Raw genomic sequence first — 19518 nt, 5'->3', positions numbered from 1 at the left:
GCGCTCTCTGGACCTTGCGCTCGGTCGCACAATGACGGCATGGAACTCGCGCTGTCGGGTGAGGTGTTCGTCTGGTGGTACGGCTTCCTGGGGGTGCTCACGGCCGTCGGCGTGCTGATGTGGCGGCGGCCCGTCACCGGGGGCCCCGAGGTCGGCGACCCGACGCCGCTCGAGCTGGCGCTGCTCGCCGGCGGCGGCGCCCGGGCGATCGCCGCGTCCCTCGCCGCGCTGCGCGTCGCGCACGCCGTCGCCGCCGACGGGCTCACGCTGCGCCGCATCGGCCCGGCCCACGACGAGGCGACCGACCTCGACCGGGCCGTCCTCGACGCCGTCGCCCGGTCGGCCGCGCCGGACGAGGACCCCGAGGTGCGGCGGATCGTCACCGCCGCCGGCCGCTCCCTCGCCGCGCGGGGACTGCTGATCGACGCCCCGGCGCGGCGGCGCCTGCAGGAGGGCGTCGCCCCGATCGCCGGGCTCGTCGCGCTCGCGCTCACGTTCATCGTGGTCCGGCTCTGGTACCACCACCCGGTGACCCTCCACCTGGAGGCGACCCTGGCCGTGGCCGCCGGCGGTGCCGCGCTGCTGCGGGTCCCGCGGCTGCCCCGCCGCACCCGCGCGCTGCTCGCCCGCCTGCGGGCCGAGGGCGGGTTCCTGCGCGACGACTGGCACACCTTCGGCCCGCCGACCGCCGCCCTGGCGGTCGCCGTCCACGGCCCGGACGTGATGGCGAGCATCGACCCGGCCTTCGCCGCCGCCGCGTCACGCTCCACGGTGGACATCCCGCTCGACCGCCGGCCCGCCTCGGACGAGGGCCGTGACGAGCCCGGCTTCGACGCCGGCCCGAGCGGCCCGATCGGCTGGTACTGGTGGGATCGGGAGTAGCCGCCGAACCGCGCGGCCGCGCACCGCGCTTCCTCCTTCGCCGCCGCAGCCGAACCGCGCGGCCGCGCGCCGGCTTCCTCCCCCGCCGCCGAACCGCGCGACCCGGGGCGGCCCATGATCGAGGGAAGGATCTGGCTGCCAGGACAGCCAGATGTTTCCCACGATCATGGGGGCACCGCCGCCACCCAGGGACGACGAGCCCACAGCATCGGGCTGAACCCGACAGTTCGGGCAGGATCGAGGGATGCCTGGCCGGGCGCGACGGTGGCCGGGCCGGCCACCGTACGCAGCGCCGCAGCTCGGCGGGGGTGTCCGGGGCCTATGAGACCGCCGGCACAGCGGAAGGGGCCGGCCCGGACGCCGACCCAGGCGGGGACGCCGGCCCGCCGGACGCCGGACCAGCGGACGGCGGCCCGGCGGACCCGGCCGGCCCCGGCGGAGCACCCGGGTCGGCGGACGGCGCTTGGCGCCGGGGTAGCGCGGGCAGCGGCGAGGCCCCCGGCGCCGATGAGGCCGACGGGGCCGAGGCGCCGGCCGGACCCGCCGAGTCGGCCGAGTCGGCCGAGTCGGCCAGGCCGCCGGTCGGGGCCGGGGCGGAGCCGGAGCGGGTCGGCGGGCCGCCGCGACCGGGCAGGGCGTGGGCCGCGCGGCGCGGCGGGCGGCGGCCGAGGGAGAGCAGGGCGCCGGCCACCGCCAGCAGCAGGCCGGCCAGGGCGGTGAACAGCGGCAGGGACGGCGGGATCCCGAGATACACCGTGATGCCCAGCATCCGTGACAACCCCCACGGCAGGAGGGCCAGCTGGTCGTTCCAGACCGTGAGCGCGCGCTCCAGGCCGATCGCCGACACCACCGCGGACAGCACCGCGAGCGGCGCGCCGAACGTGGCCAGGGCGGCGCCGACGACGCGGCGGAGCGGGAGACCGTAGCGGTCGCGCAGGACCAGGGCGGTGGCCACGAACAGCCAGGCGAAGGCGGCGAAGGCGACCACCACGTACGCCGCGCGCCAGCCGGGCTCGGTCCAGAACACGAACCAGTAGTGGCCCGGGCCGCGCAGGGCGAGCGCGGCCAGCAGCAGGGCCGTGCGCAGGAGGGCGACGCCGCCGATCGCCGCCCAGAGGTGGAACGGGTCGCGGCGGCCGGCAGCCAGGCGGGCCGTGGCGGCGAACAGCGCCCAGCCGCCGAGCGTGAGCAGCACGTGGGCCGGGGCGGCGAACCAGGTGAAGACCAGGCGGCTGGCCACCAGCGCGGTCAGCGGCACCGCGATGACGAGCACCCGGTCGAGCCGGCTCGGCGCCTCGTCGAAGTCGGCCAGGCGCCACGGGCGGGTCGCGCCGAGGAAGAGCGCGCGCAGGCCGCCGGCGCCGGGCGAGCCCGGGCGGCGCAGGGCCCCCCGCAGCAGCAGGAGCAGCACCAGGAGCAGCAGGACGCGGGCGGTCCAGGCCATCGCGACGTCCCGGTCGGCCCGCTCGGCGCCGAGGTCGGCCGCCGTGAAGTTGTACGCGGGCAGGTCCACGTCGCCCGCGAACCGCACCAGGTGGGCGTCGCGGGCCGCCCGGTAGCGGGTCTCGGCCTCCTTCCACGCCTGATACGAGCTGGAGGAGCCGGTGTCGAGCCACTGCGCGTGGCGGAGGAACATCGTCCGGTAGGCGTTCAGCGTGCGGAACAGCTCCACCTCGTACGACAGCGCGTCGAGGAGCCGGGCCCGCTGGGTCGCGTCGCGCCAGGTCGCCGGGTCGGTCGCGGCCACCTCGTCGCGCATCTGCGCCGCGAGCGTCTCCGCCCGCTCGCCGTCGGCGATCGCCTCGTCGACCCGGTCGCGGCTCACCGCGTAGATGCTGTCGAGCACGGCCGAGTCGCCGGTGACGATGTCCCACTCGAAGATCCACATCATCGGCGGCGGCTCCAGGCCGAGCGCGCGCACCGAGTTCTCGGCGTAGGGCGCGAGATACAGCCCCTTGGTCACCGCCTCGCGCGACATCGCCATCATCCGGCCGATGGCGGCGACCGTCCGCGGGTCGTCGGAGAACGTCTGCCGGGCCCAGTCGGCGGTGATCCACGCGGCCGGCGTCTGCGGGTCGCGGGCGAGCCGCCCCAGCGCGTAGGAGTTGAGGTCGTAGAGCTGCCAGAACCCGCTGCGCAGGAGCAGCGACATCGGCCCGGCCCGCAGCGGCCCGCCGTCCTGCGTCCAGGTCCACACGCCCTCGACGTGCGGGTTGGCCGCCAGGAACCGCTGCAGGGCCCGCTGGTGCAGCACGGTGAGGTCGTTGGGCAGCGCCCCGAAGCCCTCGAACTCCCGCCGCGACTGGAACTCCACGATCCGCCGCTGCTTGCCGGTCATGAGCGTCGGGTTGAACGGCAGGTGGCTGTAGAAGTCGCCCGCGCTGTACTTCGTGGACACGATCAGGTGCGGGTCGTCGATGCCGCCGAGAACCTCCTCGTAGGAGGCCGGGTTGGTGTGCAGGTCGCCGACCGCGCCGACGCCGACCGTCCAGGTGCGGAAGATGACGTCCTTGCCGACCTGGCCGGCCGTCTGCAGCAGCGCGGTGAGCATGGCCCGCACCCCGGCGGCGGTCGTGACGGCGATCCGCGACGAGTAGTCCCAGCCGGGCTGCTTGAAGATGTCGCCGCCCTCGCCGATGCGCACCATGAGGCCGCTGACGAAGGGCATCCGGTCGAACAGCTCGCTGAGCCCCGCCTGGTAGACCTGCCAGAACCGCGCGCTCGTCGGGTCGAGCCCGCCGGTCGTGCGCTCCAGGAAGCGCTCCAGGGGCGGGGACAGCGCCAGCATGTCGGTGACCAGGTAGACCCGCATGCCCATGTCCCGCGCGTAGCGCAACACCGGCCCGAACGCCGCGACCAGCGCCTCCGCCCGGGCGATGTGGTCGTCGCCGGCCGGGTAGACGGCGTGCCCGTCGCCGATCGCCGAGAACGTGACGTATTCCAGGAAGCCCGGCACGACCACGCCGTTATACCCCTGGGCGAGGGCGTGGCCGACGAAGCCCTGGAACTCCCGGGAGATCCGGTCGACGGCCGCCTTGTCCACCCACGGCGCCTCGGGCAGCAGTGCGCTGCCGACGACGTCGGTGTTCAGCGAATAGTCGGTGCCGGCGCCGAACGCGGCGACGTCGGGCTCGCGGCCGACGGCCCCGGCGTCGGTGAGCCGCAGCCCGAGCCGCGGCGTGACCACCTTGCCGCGCTGGTCGGCCGGCAGCACCTCGGCGCCGGACCGGATGCGGTCGGCCACCGTGTAGAGCCCGGTCGCGGCCCCGGCCAGGTCGCCGGCCTCGACGACCAGCGCGCCCGGCGAGCCGGTCAGCCGGAACGACTCGGGCGCCACCCCGGGCACGAGCCGGACGTCGAGCCCGCCCGGGGCGGTCTGCTCCCCCGGCGTCTCCTGCACGACCGCCGGCCGCGGGCGGCCGCGCTGCTCGAGCGCGTCGGCGACGGCCGTCGCGGCGAGCCGGAGCCGGGCCACCGCCGGGACCCGGACGGCGGTGATCACCGGCGGGTGCGCGGCGTCCTGCGGCGGCGCGGCCTCAGCCGGCTCGGCCGGCACCTCGGCGGGCGTGAAGCTCAGCCCGAGCGCGCCGGAGATGCCCCAGGCCATGGCGGCGCCCAGGGCAAGGACCACTGCCGCCGCGACGAGCGGCAGCAGCGGCGAGCGGACCCGGCGATCGATCACGGGGCACATCGTAGGTCGCCCCACCGACAATTTCGCTCGGCCGTTCCGCCGTGGGATTCCGCCCGCAAAGCCGGGCGGAATCGTGAAATTTCCGGGAATGCGGCCCCTAACCGGCCCCGAAGCAGACGAACGAGTCGGTGCTCGGCCGGTCCGCCGGCGCCGCCTCCGACTGGGCCAGCGCCAGCGCCGAGGCCGGGCCGTGACCGGCGGCCAGATGGCCGTAGAAGGCGCGCATGAGCACCCGGGTCGCCCCGTCGTCGACCGGGCCCGTGGAGGCGATCACCGTCGACGTCCCCATGTTCAGCAGCGCCGCGACCAGGCCCATCAGCTCGTCGCCCGGATGCACCGCCGCCAGGCCGGTGTCGCAGCCGGACAGCACCAGCAGCGCGGGAGGGCGGCGAAGGGCGGTCAGGTCGTACACCGTGAGCTGCCCGTCCGCCAGCATGAGGAACGAGAAGAGGGGGTTGTCGACGCGGAACTCCCCGTGCGACGCGATGTGCCCGATCGCCGCCCCGTCCAGGGCCGCCAGGGCGGGCGCCACCCGGGCCTGCTCGCCGGCCAGGACCGTGGCGCCCGGGCGGTCGAACGCGATCTCGCGGACCTCGTCGGCGGCCTGCGCGGCCGAGGGCGCCCCGACCAGCACGAGCGCGCCGTCGGCGGCCGGCTTGGCGACCGCGCGCCACCAGATCGCGGCCGAGGGCGCGACGGCGATGGAGCGGCCACGCAGGCGCGGGAGCATGGTCCAGGGCAGGGCGTGCAGGGCTCCGGTCGGCACCAGCACGATCGGGCCGGTGCCGATCAGGTCGGCCAGCGGGTCGAGGAGCAGCCGATCCAGCAGCAGCACCTGCCGCGACAGCCGCTCGGCCGCGGTGCCGCCCTGGCCGAGCACCTGGCTGCGCAGCGCGAACCGCAGCGACTCCAGCTCGGCGGCGACCTCCTCGATCTTGCCGACGACCCGGTGGGTGACCCGCCGGCCGCGCACGACCAGGGCGTGCAGCAGGCCGTCGAGGTCGAGCAGCTCGACGAGCACCCGCTCGCCCAGCGCCGAGGTCAGGTCGGCCAGCGGCAGCTCCTGCGAGGAGGCAGCGGTTGACGACGTGCCCGGCGTGCGCCACGTCCGCCGCCGGATCTCCGCCTCCAGGAACCGCTGCCGGCGCAGCAGCCGGTTGGTGCGCTGCGGTCCGGTCGGCGCGGCGGCCAGCTCGCCGCCGATGCGGCGCAGCTCGGTGAGGTGCCGGGCGACGACCGGGTCGGTGGACGGGCGGGCCGGTGGCAGGGTCAGGGCGGCCGAGCGGCAGCGCTGGGCCCAGGTCAGGGCGGCCGACGGGCCGTGGTGGTCGAGCGCGAGCCGCAGCCGCAGCCCGGCCAGGGCGGCCGTCTCGGCGCTGCCCCGCACCCGCAGCTCGGTGGCGCCGAGGCTGGCCCGGTAGGCGTCCGCCTGGCGCAGTCCGGCGGTCGCCGCCCGCACCGCGTCCGGCACCGAGCCCGACGCCAGCTCCAGGCGGGCCCGGATGTGCCACCAGCGGACCCGCAGCTGCGGCGGGCCGAGCTTGGCCGCGGGGGCGGCCTCGCTGAGCAGCTCGCGGGCGGTGTACGGCTCGCGGAGCTCGACCGCCAGCTGGGCCGCGTCGAGCAGCCCCTCCCAGCCGGGCTGCAACCAGCCGGCCTCCAGCAGCCGGCCGGCGGCCGCGCGCAGCTCGCGCAGCGTGCCCCGGGTGGCCCGGCCGAGCGCGACCACGGCCGCCAGCTCGGCGACCCGCGCGCGGGCGCTCCACACCGGCCGGCCCTGCTTGACGAAGGTGCGCCGGGCGGTCGCCGCGGCCGTGCGGGACTCCGCCGCGTTGCCGGCCGCGAGCAGGATGCGGGCCAGCGTCAGGTGGGCCTTGCCGAACATCGAGTCGAGGTGCCCGTCGGCGCAGGCGTCGATCGCCGCCCGTACCGCCGCCTCCGCCTCCGGCAGCAGCCGCACCGACACCAGCAGGTCGGCCCGGTCGAGCAGGCCCGGGGCGGCGACCCCGGTGGCCCACAGCCGGTCGTGCGCGCGGTCGTAGCGGGCCAGCGCGGTCGGCACGTCGCCCGCCTGCGCGGCGACGAAGCCGAGGTTGTGCTCGACCTGGGCGGCGGCGGTCGCCATGCCGAGCCGGTTGTAGAGCGTCTGGGCGGCGCGCAGATCGGTCTCCGCCTGCTTGAGATTGCCGCGGTACCCGTGCAGCACCCCGCGGTTGGTGAGGGTGCGCGCCTCCCACACCTCGTCGCCGGAGGTGCGGAACGCCCGCAGGGCGCTGCGGTACAGCCCCATGGCCTGACGGTCGTAGCCGAGCCGGTCGAGGATGAGCGCGCGCTGCATCGAGGCGCGGGCGCGGCGGTGGCCCCGCAGCTCGGCGAGCGCCCGGTCGATCTCCCGCAGGGCCGCGGTGGGCTTGCCGAGGTCGTCCAGGATGAGGGCATGGCTCATCCGCGCCTCGGCCTCATGGACGCGAAGTCCGGACTTCCGGGCGACCGCGATCGAGGCCCGCAGCAACTCGGCCGCGCGCGCCGCGTCGTGCCGCGCGCGGGCCGCCAGACCCAGCGCACGCAGGGCAACCGCCTCCGAGGCGGGGTCGCTGTCGCGCCGCGCGTCGCGCAACGCCGCGTCGGCGAGTGCCTTGGCCTTCATCGGGTCGGCCATGACAATCGGGAGCAGCCGCTGCGCCAGGTCGTCCGCGGGGGTGAGCACGGGCGCTGCCGTCATGGTTGCATCCTGCCAAAGGCTCGCGTGTGTATCACGGGGCCGGGGCCGCGTCTCTAGTCACTGGTTGTGCTGTCGGAAACGTGTCAATGCGTCGCTATGAACCCTTGAGGAGCATTCATGTCCGTTGCACGCGAACGTCTCGAACGCTGGTTGCAGCACCGTGACCGGCGCCTGGACGGCATCCCGTGGCTGCGCACGGAGCGTCAGGACGGACGCACCGTCCGCTTCGTCCGCGACGAGATCTTGGTGCAGGAGTCCGGCACCGGTGTGGCGCACCGCACCCTGACCGGCCTGGGGCACCGCACCAGCGAGATCCGCGAGGACGAGCCGGCGGCCGGCCTGCGCCGCCTGCGCACGAAGGACCTGGACGTGGCCGCGGCCGTCCGCCGGCTGCGCGGGCAGCTGCCGGGCGCCGTCGTCGGCCCCAACCACGTGTTCACCTCGACCCCGTACGACCACGGCGGCCCGTTCGGCCCGCCCGTCGCCTCCACCGCGCTCGACGCCAAGCTGGCGCCGCTCGCGTCCGGCGCCTCGCCGGTGCGCGTCGTGGTGCTCGACACCGGCGTCTGGGTCGACAGCCCGCTGCCGGCGGCCTGCTACTCGGCCACCGCCGACAACCACGAGACCGTGCTCGACGGCGACAACGACGGCGAGCTGGACTCCGACGTCGGGCACGCCAACTTCATCGCCGGCGTCGTCGTGCAGAGCACCGAGGGTGCGCAGGTGCGCATCGTCAAGGTGCTCGACAGCTTCGGCATCTGCACGGAGGCCGACCTGGCCGCGAAGATCAGCGCGCTCACCGACGTCGACGTGCTCAACCTGTCGCTGGGCGGGTTCTCCATCGGCGACCAGCCGCCCGCGGTGCTGCACGCGGCCCTGCAGACGTTCCTGGAGGGCACCGGCCGGGTCGTGGTCGCGGCCGCGGGCAACAACGGCATCGCCGACCGTCCGTTCTGGCCGGCCGCCTTCTCATCCAGCGGTACCGCGTGGGCCCCGCAGATCCTCGCCGTCGCCGCCCACAACGGCACGACGGTGTGCGACTGGAGCAACCACGGCCCCTGGGTGACCCTGGTCGCCCCCGGCGAGGACATCGTCAGCACGTTCATCAACCACCCGAGCTTCACGAGCGGCTGGGCCCAGTGGAGCGGCACCTCGTTCGCCGCCCCGAAGGTCGTCGCCGCGATCGTCGAGCGCGTCCCCGCCGCCGGCTCGGTCACGGCCGCGGCCCAGCAGCTGCGCGCGGCGGTCGCCGGCCAGCCCATCGGCGGGTACCCCGCCCTGCAGTGACCGGGTGACCCCTGTCCCGCCCGGCGGGACAGGGGTCGTTCCGACAGGCTCCGATCAGGCACAGTGAACCGGCCGTTAGGCTGAACCGCCACCGGGCCGGACAGGTGGTGAACTGTTGCGTTGATGCACGGGCTTTGGGCGGGAGCGGCAGGTTGAGCGTCACACTCACGGACCGGTACCGGCTCGACTATCCGGTCGGCGCCGGCGGCATGGGCATCGTGTGGCGGGCCACCGACCTGCGGTCGCAGCGGCACGTCGCGGTGAAGGAGGTCCGGTTCCCGGCCACGCTGCCCGAGGCGGAGCGCGCCGAGCTGACCGGCAAGGTGGAGCGTGCCGCCCGGCTCGACCACCCGCACGTCGTCAAGGTCCACGACGTCGTCGTCGACGACGGCCGCCCGTGGATCGTCATGGACCTGGTTGCCGGCCGCTCGCTCGAGCGCCTCGTCCTCGACGACGGTCCCCTCTCCCCGCGCGCCGCGGCCGAGCTGGGCCTGGCGCTGCAGGACGCGCTGGCCACCGCCCACGGGCAGGGGGTCGTCCACGGCGACGTCAAGCCGTCCAACGTGCTCGTCGCGGCGGACGGGACGGCGCGCCTCACGGACTTCTCGGTGGCCCTCGCCCTCGGCCCGGGGACGCTGCTGGCCTCCCCCGGGTACGTCGCTCCGGAACGGCTCCGCGACGGTGTGGCCGACGCGGCGGCGGACCACTTCTCGCTGGGCGCGACGCTGTACTTCGCGGTCGAGGGCCGCAACCCCTTCCAGCTGGCCGGCGAGGCGCTGTCGGGCCTGTTCACGGCCGCCTCGGACCCGCACCCGCGCCCGGCCCACGCGGGGGCGCTGACGGCGGCGATCGACGGCCTCCTGGACAAGTCGCCGCAGACGCGCCTGACCGGCGAGGCGGCCCGCGACGCGTTGCGCGAGGCGCTGGAGTCGGCAGTGACGTCCGCCACGTCCCCGGCGGCGGCCCCGTCCGACCAATCGGAAATGTCCGTCGTGGACACTCAACCGCGCGAAGAACCCACGGAGGACCATCCCGACGCCCAGGCCGTGGCCGACCCGGGTGGCGAGGCGATCGACGAGACCGCGGCGCCGGCCGACGAGACCGCAGGCCAGGGCCAGGCAGCGGCAGCGGCAGCGGCAGCGCACGATCAAGCGCCGGCCGATGAGCGCCTCGCCGGCGAGCGCCCCACCGGCGAGGACGATCCCGCCGGGGCGACCCGCCCGATCGCCGGCGCCCGGCCGAGCAGCGCGGACTGGCCCGTCCTCGACGACGATCCCACCGACGAGACCCCGCCGATCACCGGCGGCGCGTACGCGTCCGGCTACCCCCGGCCCGCCGCCGGCGAACGGCCCGGGGACGGCCGGCGGAAGCGGCGGCGGGCCGTGCTCGCCGGGCTCGCCGGAGCCGCCGTCCTCGCCCTCCTCGTCACCGTCGGCCTGGTGACCCGCGGCGGCGAGCCCGCCTCCGTCACCGGCGAGCCCGCCCAGGCCCTCGTCACCACGCCCAGCCCGTCGCCCCAGCCGAGCAGCGCCCCGCCCGCCGTGACCGCCGAGGCCTCCCCCTCGGCCAGCCTCTCGCCGTCCGGCAGGACCCGGTCGACGACCAGGGCGGCCAGCCCCAAGCCGCCCACCACCACCGGGGCGGCGCTCAGCTTCGACACCACCAGCTACTCGGGACGCTGCCGCTGGGGCACCACGGTCACCGCCACCGTCACCATCCGGGTCAGCGGGAGCGCGACGACGACCGTGCGGTACCAGATGCAATCCGACGCCGGATATGCCGGCGGCACCGTCGAGGGCACCGCCCGCAACGGCGTCTACACGGAGAGTTTCACCGTCGGGATCGGCCTGGGCGATCGCAAGACGACCGAGTTCTGGTTCGAGGTGACGACGCCCACCGGACGCGAGTCGAACCACGTCACGTTCCGCAACTCGTGCTCCTGACGGCATACTGTCGCGGGTAACCGAGCGGGAGCGGGGAGCGGGCGGAGTGGACGAGGACGACATGACGCGCGACGGGCTGCCGCGGTTTCTCGACCGTGAGCCGGGCGAGGAGTACGCGGAGGAGGACCCGCAGAGCGCCGAGGCGGCGGCCGCCGCCACTCGGCGCACGATGGGCCTGCTCATCGCCGGCGGGCTGTCGGGCACGCTGATCATCGCGCTGGTCGTGGCCGCCCTGGTCAGCGGCGGCAACACCGACGCGTCCGACCAGCAGGCGGCGGCCACCCAGTCGGCGCTGCCGCCGGTGGTCCCGGAGGCGAGCCCGTCCCCGGAGGCGACGACCGAGGCGACCCCGTCGGTGGAGGCCAGCAGCGCGTCGCCGTCGCCGACGAAGAAGCCGACGGCGACGAAGACCACCACCCCGCCGAAGGGGTCGGTCACCTCCGTCTCGCTGGGCTTCGACCCGCCCGGCTACGCGGGGCGCTGCGTCGACGGCGAGGACAAGCAGGTCACGGCGACCCTGCGGATCCGGGTCAGCCAGGCCGGCACCTCGGTCGCCTACACGGTCGACGGCGAGCGGTTCACCGGCACCGCGCAGGGCACGACGTACACGCGCACCTGGACGTTCTCGGTCCCGCAGGAGAACGGCTCGAAGAAGGTGTCGGTCGCGGTGACCTCGCCCAGCTCGGCGAGCGACTCGGCGACCTTCGTCGTGCGATGTAGATAAATATTCATGCCGACCGCACGTTTGGTTACCATTGAGGTACCAACCGTGACGGGATCGGCATGGGTCATGATCACCGAACGCAGCCTGCTGGTGCACTGCGCGGCGAACCAGGCCCTGCGCTGCGCCCCGATCGCCGACCGGCCGCGCGGCGGGCTGGTCGTGTCGCCGCACCGGCGCGACGAGGCCGGGCTGCTCGCCACCGCCGCGTACCTGCTGCGCCAGCGGGGCTTCGGCGCGCCGCTGCTGCTCGACGCGGCGCGGTACGCGGGCCAGGCCCGGCTGCCGGCGAGCGCCCCCTTCAACCCGCGCTGGCTGCGCCGCCAGCGCGAGCTCGGCCTGCCGGTGCTCACCGACTCCGGGTACGTCGACGCCGACGACGAGCGCGGCCTCGCCGGCCTGCTGCACCGCGCGGCGGCCGTGCCCGGGGCGATCGCGGTCCTGCCGCTGGACCCGTCGTGGCTGCACGACCGGATGCGCCGCGCGGTGCTCACCGGGCACGTCCGGGCCGCGGCGGTACCGGTGGCGCTCGTCCTCGAGGCCGCCCGCGACCCGTTCGCGCTGCCGGGCGTCGTGGCCGGCCTGCTGGAGCTGCTGCGCTGCGAGGTGCCGGTCCTGCTGCTGCGCAGCGACGTCTCGGCGCTCGGCGCGCTGTGCCACGGCGTCGCGGCGGCGGCCGTCGGCACGGTCGGCGCGCTGCGGCACCTGGCCCCGCGGTACGAGGTGGCCAGGCCGGTCCCCCGTCCCGCGCCGTCCACGGTCTTCCGGCCCACGCTGTCGTACCGCCGGCTCGGCGCCATCGCCCGGGCGAAGCGCGGCCACCGGGAGCCGGCGCTGTGGGGCTGCGCGTGCGAGGCGTGCGACGGCCGGGACGTCGACTGGATGGCCGGCCTGCCGGAGCGCGACCGCGAGGTGCCGGCGTTCGAGCACGCGATCCGGGTGCTGCAGCAGCTGCGCGACGAGCTGCTGGACGATGCGGTAGCGCCGGCCGCCGCCCGCCGCAGCTGGGCCGCACGCTGCGCGGACGCCGTCCACCGGTCCCGCGACCTGGGCTGGGCCCCGGCGCCGATGCTGACCCGCTGGCGGGAGGAGGCGCCGGCGACGGCGGCGGCACGCTTGTCGGCGTGAACATTGCCGGTTCCGGGCGATCCGCCCTGGTCACCGGCTCCACGCAGGGCGTCGGCGCCGCGATCGCCCGCGGCCCGGCCGGAAACCGGCCCTAGACCCCACGGGCGGCGACCGGCAGAATCGGCGCCGGCAGATTTCTGCCGGAGTCGTGCCGCACGGCACCCGGTCCAAGGCGTCGGATGGAGCTATCGTCCCAAGTAGCGCCGCTCGGCGCCCTCATCGAGCGCTTCCGGCGGCGCGCCGGACTCACTCAGGAGTCACTCGCCGCGCGCAGCGGGATGAGCGTGCGCGCGCTGCGCGACATCGAGCGCGACCGGGTGCGCCACCCGCACGCGGCGTCCCTCGAACGGCTCGCGGCGGCCCTGGGCCTCTCCCCCGCCGAGCGGGCCGAGCTGCTCGCCGTGCTCGACCGGACGGGCCGCGGGCGCGAGACGACCCGCATCGGCGTGCTCGGCCCGCTCGCGGTGACCCGGGCCGGCCAGCCGATCGGCGTCGCCACCTCGGCCCAGCGCGGGCTACTCGGCCTGCTCGCGCTGCAGGTGGACCAGGCGGTGTCGCGGGACGAGATCGTGGAGACGCTGTGGGGCCCCCGGCCGCCGAAGACGGCGGCGACCCAGGTGCACGCGGCCGTCGGCCGGCTCCGCACGATCCTCGACCCGGCCGGCGACCGGGCCGGCGCGGGCGGCGTGCTGCCCCTCGCCCAGGGGCGGTACCGGCTGAGCGTCCCCGCCGACGCGGTGGACGTGAACCGGTTCGCCGGCCTCGTCGCCCAGACCGCCAGCACCCGACCGGAGGAGGCGCTGGGCCTGCTCGACGAGGCCCTGCGCGGCTGGCGCGGTCCGGTGCTGGCCGACGCCAACGCCCGGCTGCGGGCCCACCCGGCGGCCACGGCGCTCGCCCAGCAGCGCCTGGCGGCCGCGCTGCGGCTGGCCGACCTGGCGATCGAGCTGCGCCGGTACGCCGAGGCGACCGGGCCGCTGCGCGAGCTGACCCGCGACGAGCCGTTCCACGAGGGCCTCCACGCGCGGCTGGTGCTGCTGCTGGCCGGCGGTGGGGAGCGGGCGGCGGCGCTGCGGCTCTACGCCGAGGTGCGGGCGCGACTGGTCGACGAGCTCGGGGTGGAGCCGGCCCAGGAGATGCGGGCCGCGCACGTGCGGGTGCTGCGCGAGGAGGTGCCCGGGCCGCACGAGGTGGTCGCGGTGGCCGAGCGGCGCTGGACGGTGCCGGCCCTGCTCCCGCCCGACATCCCGGACTTCACCGGCCGGGCCGCCGAGGTCGGCGCGGCCGTCGAGCTGCTCACGGCGCCCCGGCCGGCGCTCGCCGTGGCCGGGGTCTCCGGCATGGGCGGCGTCGGCAAGACGGCGTTCGCGGTGCACGTGGCGCACCTCGTGGCCGGCGCGTTCCCGGACGGGCAGCTGTACGCGAACCTCCGCGGCATCGACCCGTCCCCGGCGACGCCCGCCGAGGTGCTGGCCCGGTTCCTGCGGGCGCTCGGCGTCGACAGCCAGGCGGTGCCCGACGACCCCGTCGAGGCGTCGTCGCTGTACCGCAGCCGCCTCAACGGCCGCCGCGTGCTCGTCGTGCTCGACAACGCGGCCGGCGAGGACCAGGTCCGCCCGCTGCTGCCCGGCGCGGCGAGCTGCGCGGTCGTGCTCACCGGCCGGGCCCGCCTGGCCGGCGTCGAGGGCGCGCGCTGGTTCGACCTCGGCGACTTCCCGCCGGACGACGCGCTGCGGCTGCTCGCCGAGGTGGCCGGCGCCGAGCGGGTGGCGGCCGAGGCGGACCGCGCGGCCGAGCTGGTCGGGCTCTGCGGGCGCCTGCCGCTCGCGGTGCGGGTCGCCGGCGCCCGGCTGGCCGCCCGGCCGCGCTGGCGGATCGCCGGCCTGACCGCGCTGCTGGCCGACGAGCGCCGCCGCCTCGACCGGCTCGCCGCCGGCGACCTCGCGGTGCGGGCCTCGCTGACGCTGTCGTACCGCGGCCTCGACCCGGTCGCCGCCCGGCTGCTCGCGATGCTGGGCCTGTTCGACGCGCCCGACGTGCCGGTGTGGCTGGCCGCGTGCCTGCTGGAGGTGCCGCCGGACGACGCGGTCGAGCCGCTCGACGCCCTCGTCGACGCCCAGCTGCTCCAGCTCGCCCGGACCGACGCGATCGGCCAGGTGCGGTACCGCCTGCACGACCTCGTCCGGCTCTACGCGCGCTCGCTGGTGCCGCCGGACCAGGTCGCCCGCGTGCTCGCCCGCGGGCTCGGCGGCTGGCTGTCGCTGGCCGAGCGGATGGCGCCCGGCGTGCCCGGCCCGTGCTTCGCGGTCCTGCACGGCCCGGCGGCCCGCACGCCGGTGGCGCTGCCGGCCCGGGTCGACCCGCTCGCCTGGTTCGACGCCGAACGGTCGGCGCTGCTGGCCGCGGTCGCCCAGGCCTGCGACCACGGCCTCGACGACTTGGCGTTCGACCTCGCCGGCTCGCTGGAGAAGTACTTCGACCTGCGCGGCATGTACGAGTCGTGGCGCAGCACGAACGAGCGGGTCATGCTGCTGTGCCGGCGGACCGGCAACCGGCTCGGCGAGGCGGTCATGCTGCGCGGTCTGGCCGAGGTGCGGGCCTGGAACACCACGCACGCCGACGGCGGGGCGATGGCCGGGCTGGAGGCCGACGGCAACCGGGTCCGCGAGCTGTTCACGGCGGCCGGCGAGCCGCGCGGCACCGCCGACGCGGAGGTGATGCGGGCCTGGGGCCTGTCGGCGCGCGGCGCGCACGCGGAGGCGGTCGCGGCGGCCGGCCGCGGGCTGGAGCTGGCCACCGCCACCGGCCACCTCGGCGGGCAGGCCCGGGCGCACATCGCGCTCTGCCTCGCCTACCGCGAGCAGGGCCGCTTCGAGCCGATCCCCGAGCACCTGGCGGCCGCGCTGACGGCGGCCCGCGCCCTGGGCAACCCGCGCTACGAGGCGGCGGTGCTGCAGTTCACCGGCATCGGCCACGGCGAGATGGGCCGGCTGGACGAGGCGCTGGCCTTCCTGGACGAGTCGCGGGCGATCTCCGAGCGGTACCGCGACCACTACGCCGAGGCGCTCACGATGCTCGCCTACGCCCGGGTCCACGCCAAGCGCGGCGACGACACCCGCGCCCGGTCGGCGGCGGCCGCGTCCCTCGCGCTGGGCCGGGAGTACAACATGACCCACCACGTCGCCGACGCCCTCGCGGTGCTCGGCGAGCTGGAGCTGGCCGCCGGCCGGCCCGCGGCGGCCGTCCCGCTGCTCGTCGAGTCGGTGCGGCTGTGGCGCACGCGGGGCTGGCCGTCGTTCCTCGCCGCGGCCCTGACCGCGCTCGGCGACGCACAGTCCACACTGGACGGCGCGGCGGCCCGCTCGGCCTGGACCGAGGCGAGGTCCCTCTACACCGCCGTAGGCGCCCAGGACCGCGTAGCGTCCCTCAACACCCGCCTAACGCGTTGATCTTGCAGTTGTGGTGCCGCGACACTCCCGCGATGTCCGGGTTTGTCAGGCACCACAACTGCAAGATCGACGCGAGAGGGTCAGCGGAGGAGGGAGGACGGGGTGATCGGGAGGTCGCGGACCCTGATGCCCGTGGCGTGGTACACGGCGTTGGCGACCGCGGCCGCGGTACCGACGATGCCGAGCTCGCCGATGCCCTTGGTGCCCATCGGGTTGAGGTGCGGGTCGTCCTCCTCGATCCAGCGCGCCTCGACCGCGGGCACGTCGGCGTTCACCGCCACGTGGTAGCTGGCCAGGTCGTTCGTCACGAAGTCGCCGGTGCGCCGGTCCATGACCCCGCGCTCCATGAGCGCCATCGACAGGCCCATCGTCATGCCGCCGATGAGCTGGGAGCGGGCCGTGGTCGGGTTGACGATCCGGCCGGCCGCGAAGACCCCGAGCAGGCGGCTCACCCGCACCTCGCCCGTGTCGGCGTCGACGCGCGCCTCGCAGAACTGGGCCCCGAAGGCGTACCGCGCCAGGTCCTCCCGCGCGGCGACGTCCTCGGTGGTGTCGGCGGAGCAGAGCACGCCCTCGGCCGGCACCCGCCCGTGGTGGACCCGGTCGACGCGCTCGCGGACCCGCCGGCACGCCTCGGTGACCGCCCAGCCCCACGACGACGTGCCCATCGAGCCGCCGGCGACCGGCGCCGGCCCGATCGCGCTGTCCCCGACCGTGATCTCGACGCAGTGCTGGGCGACGCCGAGCGCGTCGGCGGCGATCTGCCGCAGCACCGTACGCGCGCCGGTGCCGATGTCGGCCGCGTTCACCTGGACGTGGAAGTGGTCGTCGGCGGTCGCCCGGGCGATCGCCGTCGAGGGCCAGGTGATCGCCGGGAACGACGACGCGGCGACCCCGGTGCCGACCAGCCAGCGCCCCTCGCGGCGGACCGCGGGCCGCGGGTCGCGGCCGGCCCAGCCGAACCGCTCGGCGCCGTCGCGCAGGCACTCGGCGAGGTGCCGGCTGCTGAACGGGACGCCCAGCTCCGGGTCGACCCGGGTGTCGTTGGCCAGCCGCAGCCAGACCGGGTCCCAGTTGCCGGCCGCGGCGAGCTCGTCCATCGCCGACTCCAGCGCGAACGCGCCCGGGCACTCGCCGGGCGCCCGCATCCAGGTCGGCGGCGGCACGTCGAGCGGCGCGACCCGGTGCGTGGTCCGGCGGTGCGGCGCGGCGTACATCATCCGGCTGACCACCGCGGTCTGCTCGACGAACTCGACGACCTTCGACGTCTGGCTCACCGCGTCGTGGCCGATCGCGAGCAGCCGGCCGTGCTCGTCGGCGCCGAGCCGGACCCGCTGGATGGTCGGCGTGCGGTACCCGGCCAGCGGGAACAGCATCTGCCGCGGCATGGCCAGCCGCACCGGCCGGCCGACGTACCGGGCGGCCAGCGCGGCCAGGACCGCGGTCACCCGGCCCGGCCCCTTCGAGCCGAAGCCGCCGCCGACGTGCTCGTTGACGACCCGGACCGCCTGCGGCGGCAGCTCGAACAGCGCGGCGAGCGCGTCCCGCACGCTCGTCGAGGACTGCGTCGAGTCGAACACGACGAGGCAGCCCCGCTCCCAGAACGCCGTCGCGGCGTGCGGCTCCATCGCCACGTGGTGCATCGGCGGGGTGCGGTAGGTGGCGTCGACCCGCACCGCGGCGGCGGACAGGCCGGCGTCGAGGTCGCCGAGCTCGCTGGTGCCGGGGTAGCCGGCGTTGACCGTCCCGGGCGTGTACAGCGCCGGGTGGTCGGCCCGCAGCTCGGTGTCCGCCGGATCGGGCCGCTCGTCGACGACCACCGCCTCGGCGCCCGCCCGGGCCTGCTCCAGCGAGGTGGCCACGACCAGGGCGACGACCTGCCCGCGGTACTGGATGCGGGGTGACTGCAGCACCAGCAGGCCGGGGTCGCCGGCCGGCTCCAGCCGTGGCGCGCTGCCGTGCCACACCACGGCGAGCACGCCGTCGAGGGCGAGCGCCGCCGCGGTGTCCACCGTGGACACCCGGCCGGCGGCGACGGTCGACAGCACCGGCCAGGCGTGGGCGGCGCCCGGCACCGGATGGTCGACCGCGTACGGCGCGTGGCCGGTCACCTTCTCGCGGGCCTCCAGCCGCGGCTGGGCGACGCCGATGCTGCGCACCTCGGCCGGGCGGATCCGCGCGGTGCTCACCAGCCCGCCTCCGTCATGCTCCGCAGGACCGCCACCGTCAGGTTGCGCAGCAGCGGGACCTTCCAGCCGTTGTCCGGCAGCGGCCGCGCGGCGAGCAGTTCCTCGTCGGCGCCGCGCGCGAACGTGTCCACGGTGGCCGGCGCGCCGCGCATCGCGCGCTCCGCGGCCCACGCGCGCCACGGCAGGTGGGCCACCCCGCCCCAGGCGATGCGCACGTCGTGGACGGTGCCGTCGCGCACGTCGACGGCCGCCGCCACCGAGCCGGCGGCGAACGCGAACGACGCGCGGTCGCGGACCTTGCGGTAGGTGGAGGCGGCCGCCATCGGCAGCGGTGGCAGTACCACACCGGTGACCAGGGCACCCCGGGGCAGGTTCGTGTCCCGGTCGGGGCGCTCGCCCGGCCGCCGGTAGAGGTCGTGGACGCTGATCCGGTCCAGCCCGTGCGGGCCCAGGAACTCCACCTGGGCGTCCATGATGGACAGTGCGACGGCCAGGTCGGAGGGGTTCGTGGCGACGCAGTGCCGGGAGGCGCCGAGGATCGCCAGGTCGCGGTGCTCGCCCTCGACGGCGGCGCAGCCGGCGCCCGGCACCCGCTTGTTGCACGCCTTCGTGACGTCCTGGAAGTACCGGCACCGCGTGCGCTGCAGCAGGTTGCCGCCGAGCGTGGCGCGGTTGCGCAGCTGGCCGGAGGCGCCGGAGAGCAGGGCGAGCGACACCGCGGGGTAGCGCACCCGCACGTCCGGGTGGGCCGCCAGGTCGCTGTTGGACACCAGCGCGCCCGCCCGCAGGGCGCCGCCCGGCAGGGTCTCGACGTCGCGGTACGGCAGGTCGCCGACGTCCACGACGACCTCGGGCGCGCTGACCCCGAGCTTCATGAGGTCGACGAGGTTCGTGCCGCCGGCCAGGTACACCCGGCCCGGCCGGGCCATGGTGGCCACCGCGGCGGCCGGCTCGGCGGCGCGCTCGTAGGCGAACGGCTTCATCGGCCGGCCGCCTCGGCAACGGCGGCGACGATGTTCACGTAGGCGCCGCAGCGGCAGATGTTGCCGCTCATCCGCTCCCGGATCTCGTCCTCGACGCTCACCTTGCCGGTGCTCGTGAGCACGCTCGGCCAGCCCTGCTCCAGCTCGTCGAGCAGCCCGACGGCCGAGCACACCTGGCCGGGCGTGCAGTACCCGCACTGCAGCGCGTCGTGGGCCGCGAACGCCTCCTGCACCGGGTGCAGCCCGCCGCCGTCGTTGAGCCCCTCGACGGTGGTGACGGCGGCCGCGTCGACGCTGACCGCGAGGATGAGGCAGCTGTTGACCCGCCGCCCGTCGAGCAGCACGGTGCACGCCCCGCACTGCCCGTGGTCGCAGCCCTTCTTGGTGCCGGGCAGCCCGAGCTCCTCGCGCAGCACGTCGAGCAGCGTGGCCCGGTTGTCCGTGCGCAGCTGCTGCCGCTGCCCGTTGACGTGCAACGTCAGGTCGCTCGTCGTTCGCATGTCCACCACGCCCGGCGTGCTGC

At 76.2% G+C, this 19518-nt stretch carries 11 protein-coding genes; 6 read left to right on the top strand and 5 right to left on the bottom strand.

Annotated features, from left to right (window positions below; translation table 11 throughout):
* Window positions 1-39 precede the first annotated feature (39 nt).
* Window positions 40-882, top strand: coding sequence for a TIGR04222 domain-containing membrane protein (locus IEZ31_RS37550; protein WP_190254845.1), 843 nt, complete (start codon window positions 40-42; stop codon window positions 880-882).
* A 319-nt stretch (window positions 883-1201) separates the two neighbouring features.
* Here IEZ31_RS37550 and IEZ31_RS58330 read toward each other — a convergent pair whose 3' ends face one another.
* Both IEZ31_RS58330 and IEZ31_RS37540 read right to left on the bottom strand, forming a co-directional pair.
* Window positions 1202-4564: a hypothetical protein gene (locus IEZ31_RS58330; protein WP_268241723.1), complete on the bottom strand. Its 3363-nt coding sequence runs from the start codon at window positions 4562-4564 to the stop codon at window positions 1202-1204.
* 106 nt (window positions 4565-4670) lie between these two features.
* On the bottom strand, window positions 4671-7295 hold the full coding sequence (locus tag IEZ31_RS37540) for a CHAT domain-containing protein (RefSeq protein ID WP_190254843.1): 2625 nt from the start codon (window positions 7293-7295) through the stop codon (window positions 4671-4673).
* Between the two features lie 117 nt (window positions 7296-7412).
* Between IEZ31_RS37540 and IEZ31_RS37535 the strand changes: the two genes are divergently transcribed.
* The 5 genes from IEZ31_RS37535 to IEZ31_RS37515 all read left to right on the top strand — a co-directional run bounded on the left by IEZ31_RS37535 (window position 7413) and on the right by IEZ31_RS37515 (window position 15823).
* A complete protein-coding gene (locus IEZ31_RS37535; protein ID WP_190254842.1) occupies window positions 7413-8582 on the top strand; it encodes a S8 family peptidase in 1170 nt (389 codons plus the stop codon).
* 152 nt (window positions 8583-8734) lie between these two features.
* Window positions 8735-10525: a serine/threonine-protein kinase gene (locus tag IEZ31_RS37530; protein ID WP_190254841.1), complete on the top strand. Its 1791-nt coding sequence runs from the start codon at window positions 8735-8737 to the stop codon at window positions 10523-10525.
* 46 nt (window positions 10526-10571) lie between these two features.
* Window positions 10572-11249 (top strand): hypothetical protein, encoded by a 678-nt coding sequence (locus IEZ31_RS37525; RefSeq protein WP_190254840.1) that lies wholly within the window; start codon window positions 10572-10574, stop codon window positions 11247-11249.
* Window positions 11250-11294: 45 nt separating this feature from the next.
* Window positions 11295-12374: a hypothetical protein gene (locus tag IEZ31_RS37520; RefSeq protein WP_190254839.1), complete on the top strand. Its 1080-nt coding sequence runs from the start codon at window positions 11295-11297 to the stop codon at window positions 12372-12374.
* A gap of 179 nt (window positions 12375-12553) precedes the next feature.
* On the top strand, window positions 12554-15823 hold the full coding sequence (locus tag IEZ31_RS37515; protein WP_190254838.1) for a BTAD domain-containing putative transcriptional regulator: 3270 nt from the start codon (window positions 12554-12556) through the stop codon (window positions 15821-15823).
* 80 nt (window positions 15824-15903) lie between these two features.
* On the opposite strand, the gene IEZ31_RS37510 is transcribed toward IEZ31_RS37515, so the two are convergent.
* Genes IEZ31_RS37510 through IEZ31_RS37500 form a run of 3 tightly spaced genes read right to left on the bottom strand, consistent with a single transcriptional unit; the run spans window position 15904 to window position 19504 of the window.
* On the bottom strand, window positions 15904-18012 hold the full coding sequence (locus IEZ31_RS37510; RefSeq protein WP_229836231.1) for a xanthine dehydrogenase family protein molybdopterin-binding subunit: 2109 nt from the start codon (window positions 18010-18012) through the stop codon (window positions 15904-15906).
* Window positions 18009-18995, bottom strand: a complete 987-nt coding sequence (locus tag IEZ31_RS37505; protein ID WP_190254837.1) for an FAD binding domain-containing protein — start codon at window positions 18993-18995, stop codon at window positions 18009-18011. The genes IEZ31_RS37510 and IEZ31_RS37505 overlap by 4 nt, the downstream gene beginning before the upstream one ends.
* Window positions 18992-19504, bottom strand: a complete 513-nt coding sequence (locus IEZ31_RS37500) for a (2Fe-2S)-binding protein (RefSeq protein ID WP_373294747.1) — start codon at window positions 19502-19504, stop codon at window positions 18992-18994. Before IEZ31_RS37500 ends, IEZ31_RS37505 begins: the two co-directional genes overlap by 4 nt.
* Window positions 19505-19518 lie beyond the last annotated feature (14 nt).

It is taken from the genome of Dactylosporangium sucinum (genome assembly GCF_014647515.1).
Lineage (GTDB): Bacteria > Actinomycetota > Actinomycetes > Mycobacteriales > Micromonosporaceae > Dactylosporangium > Dactylosporangium sucinum.
The sequence above is the reverse complement of the archived record's forward strand: the minus strand, read 5'-3'. Positions and strand labels throughout refer to the sequence as shown.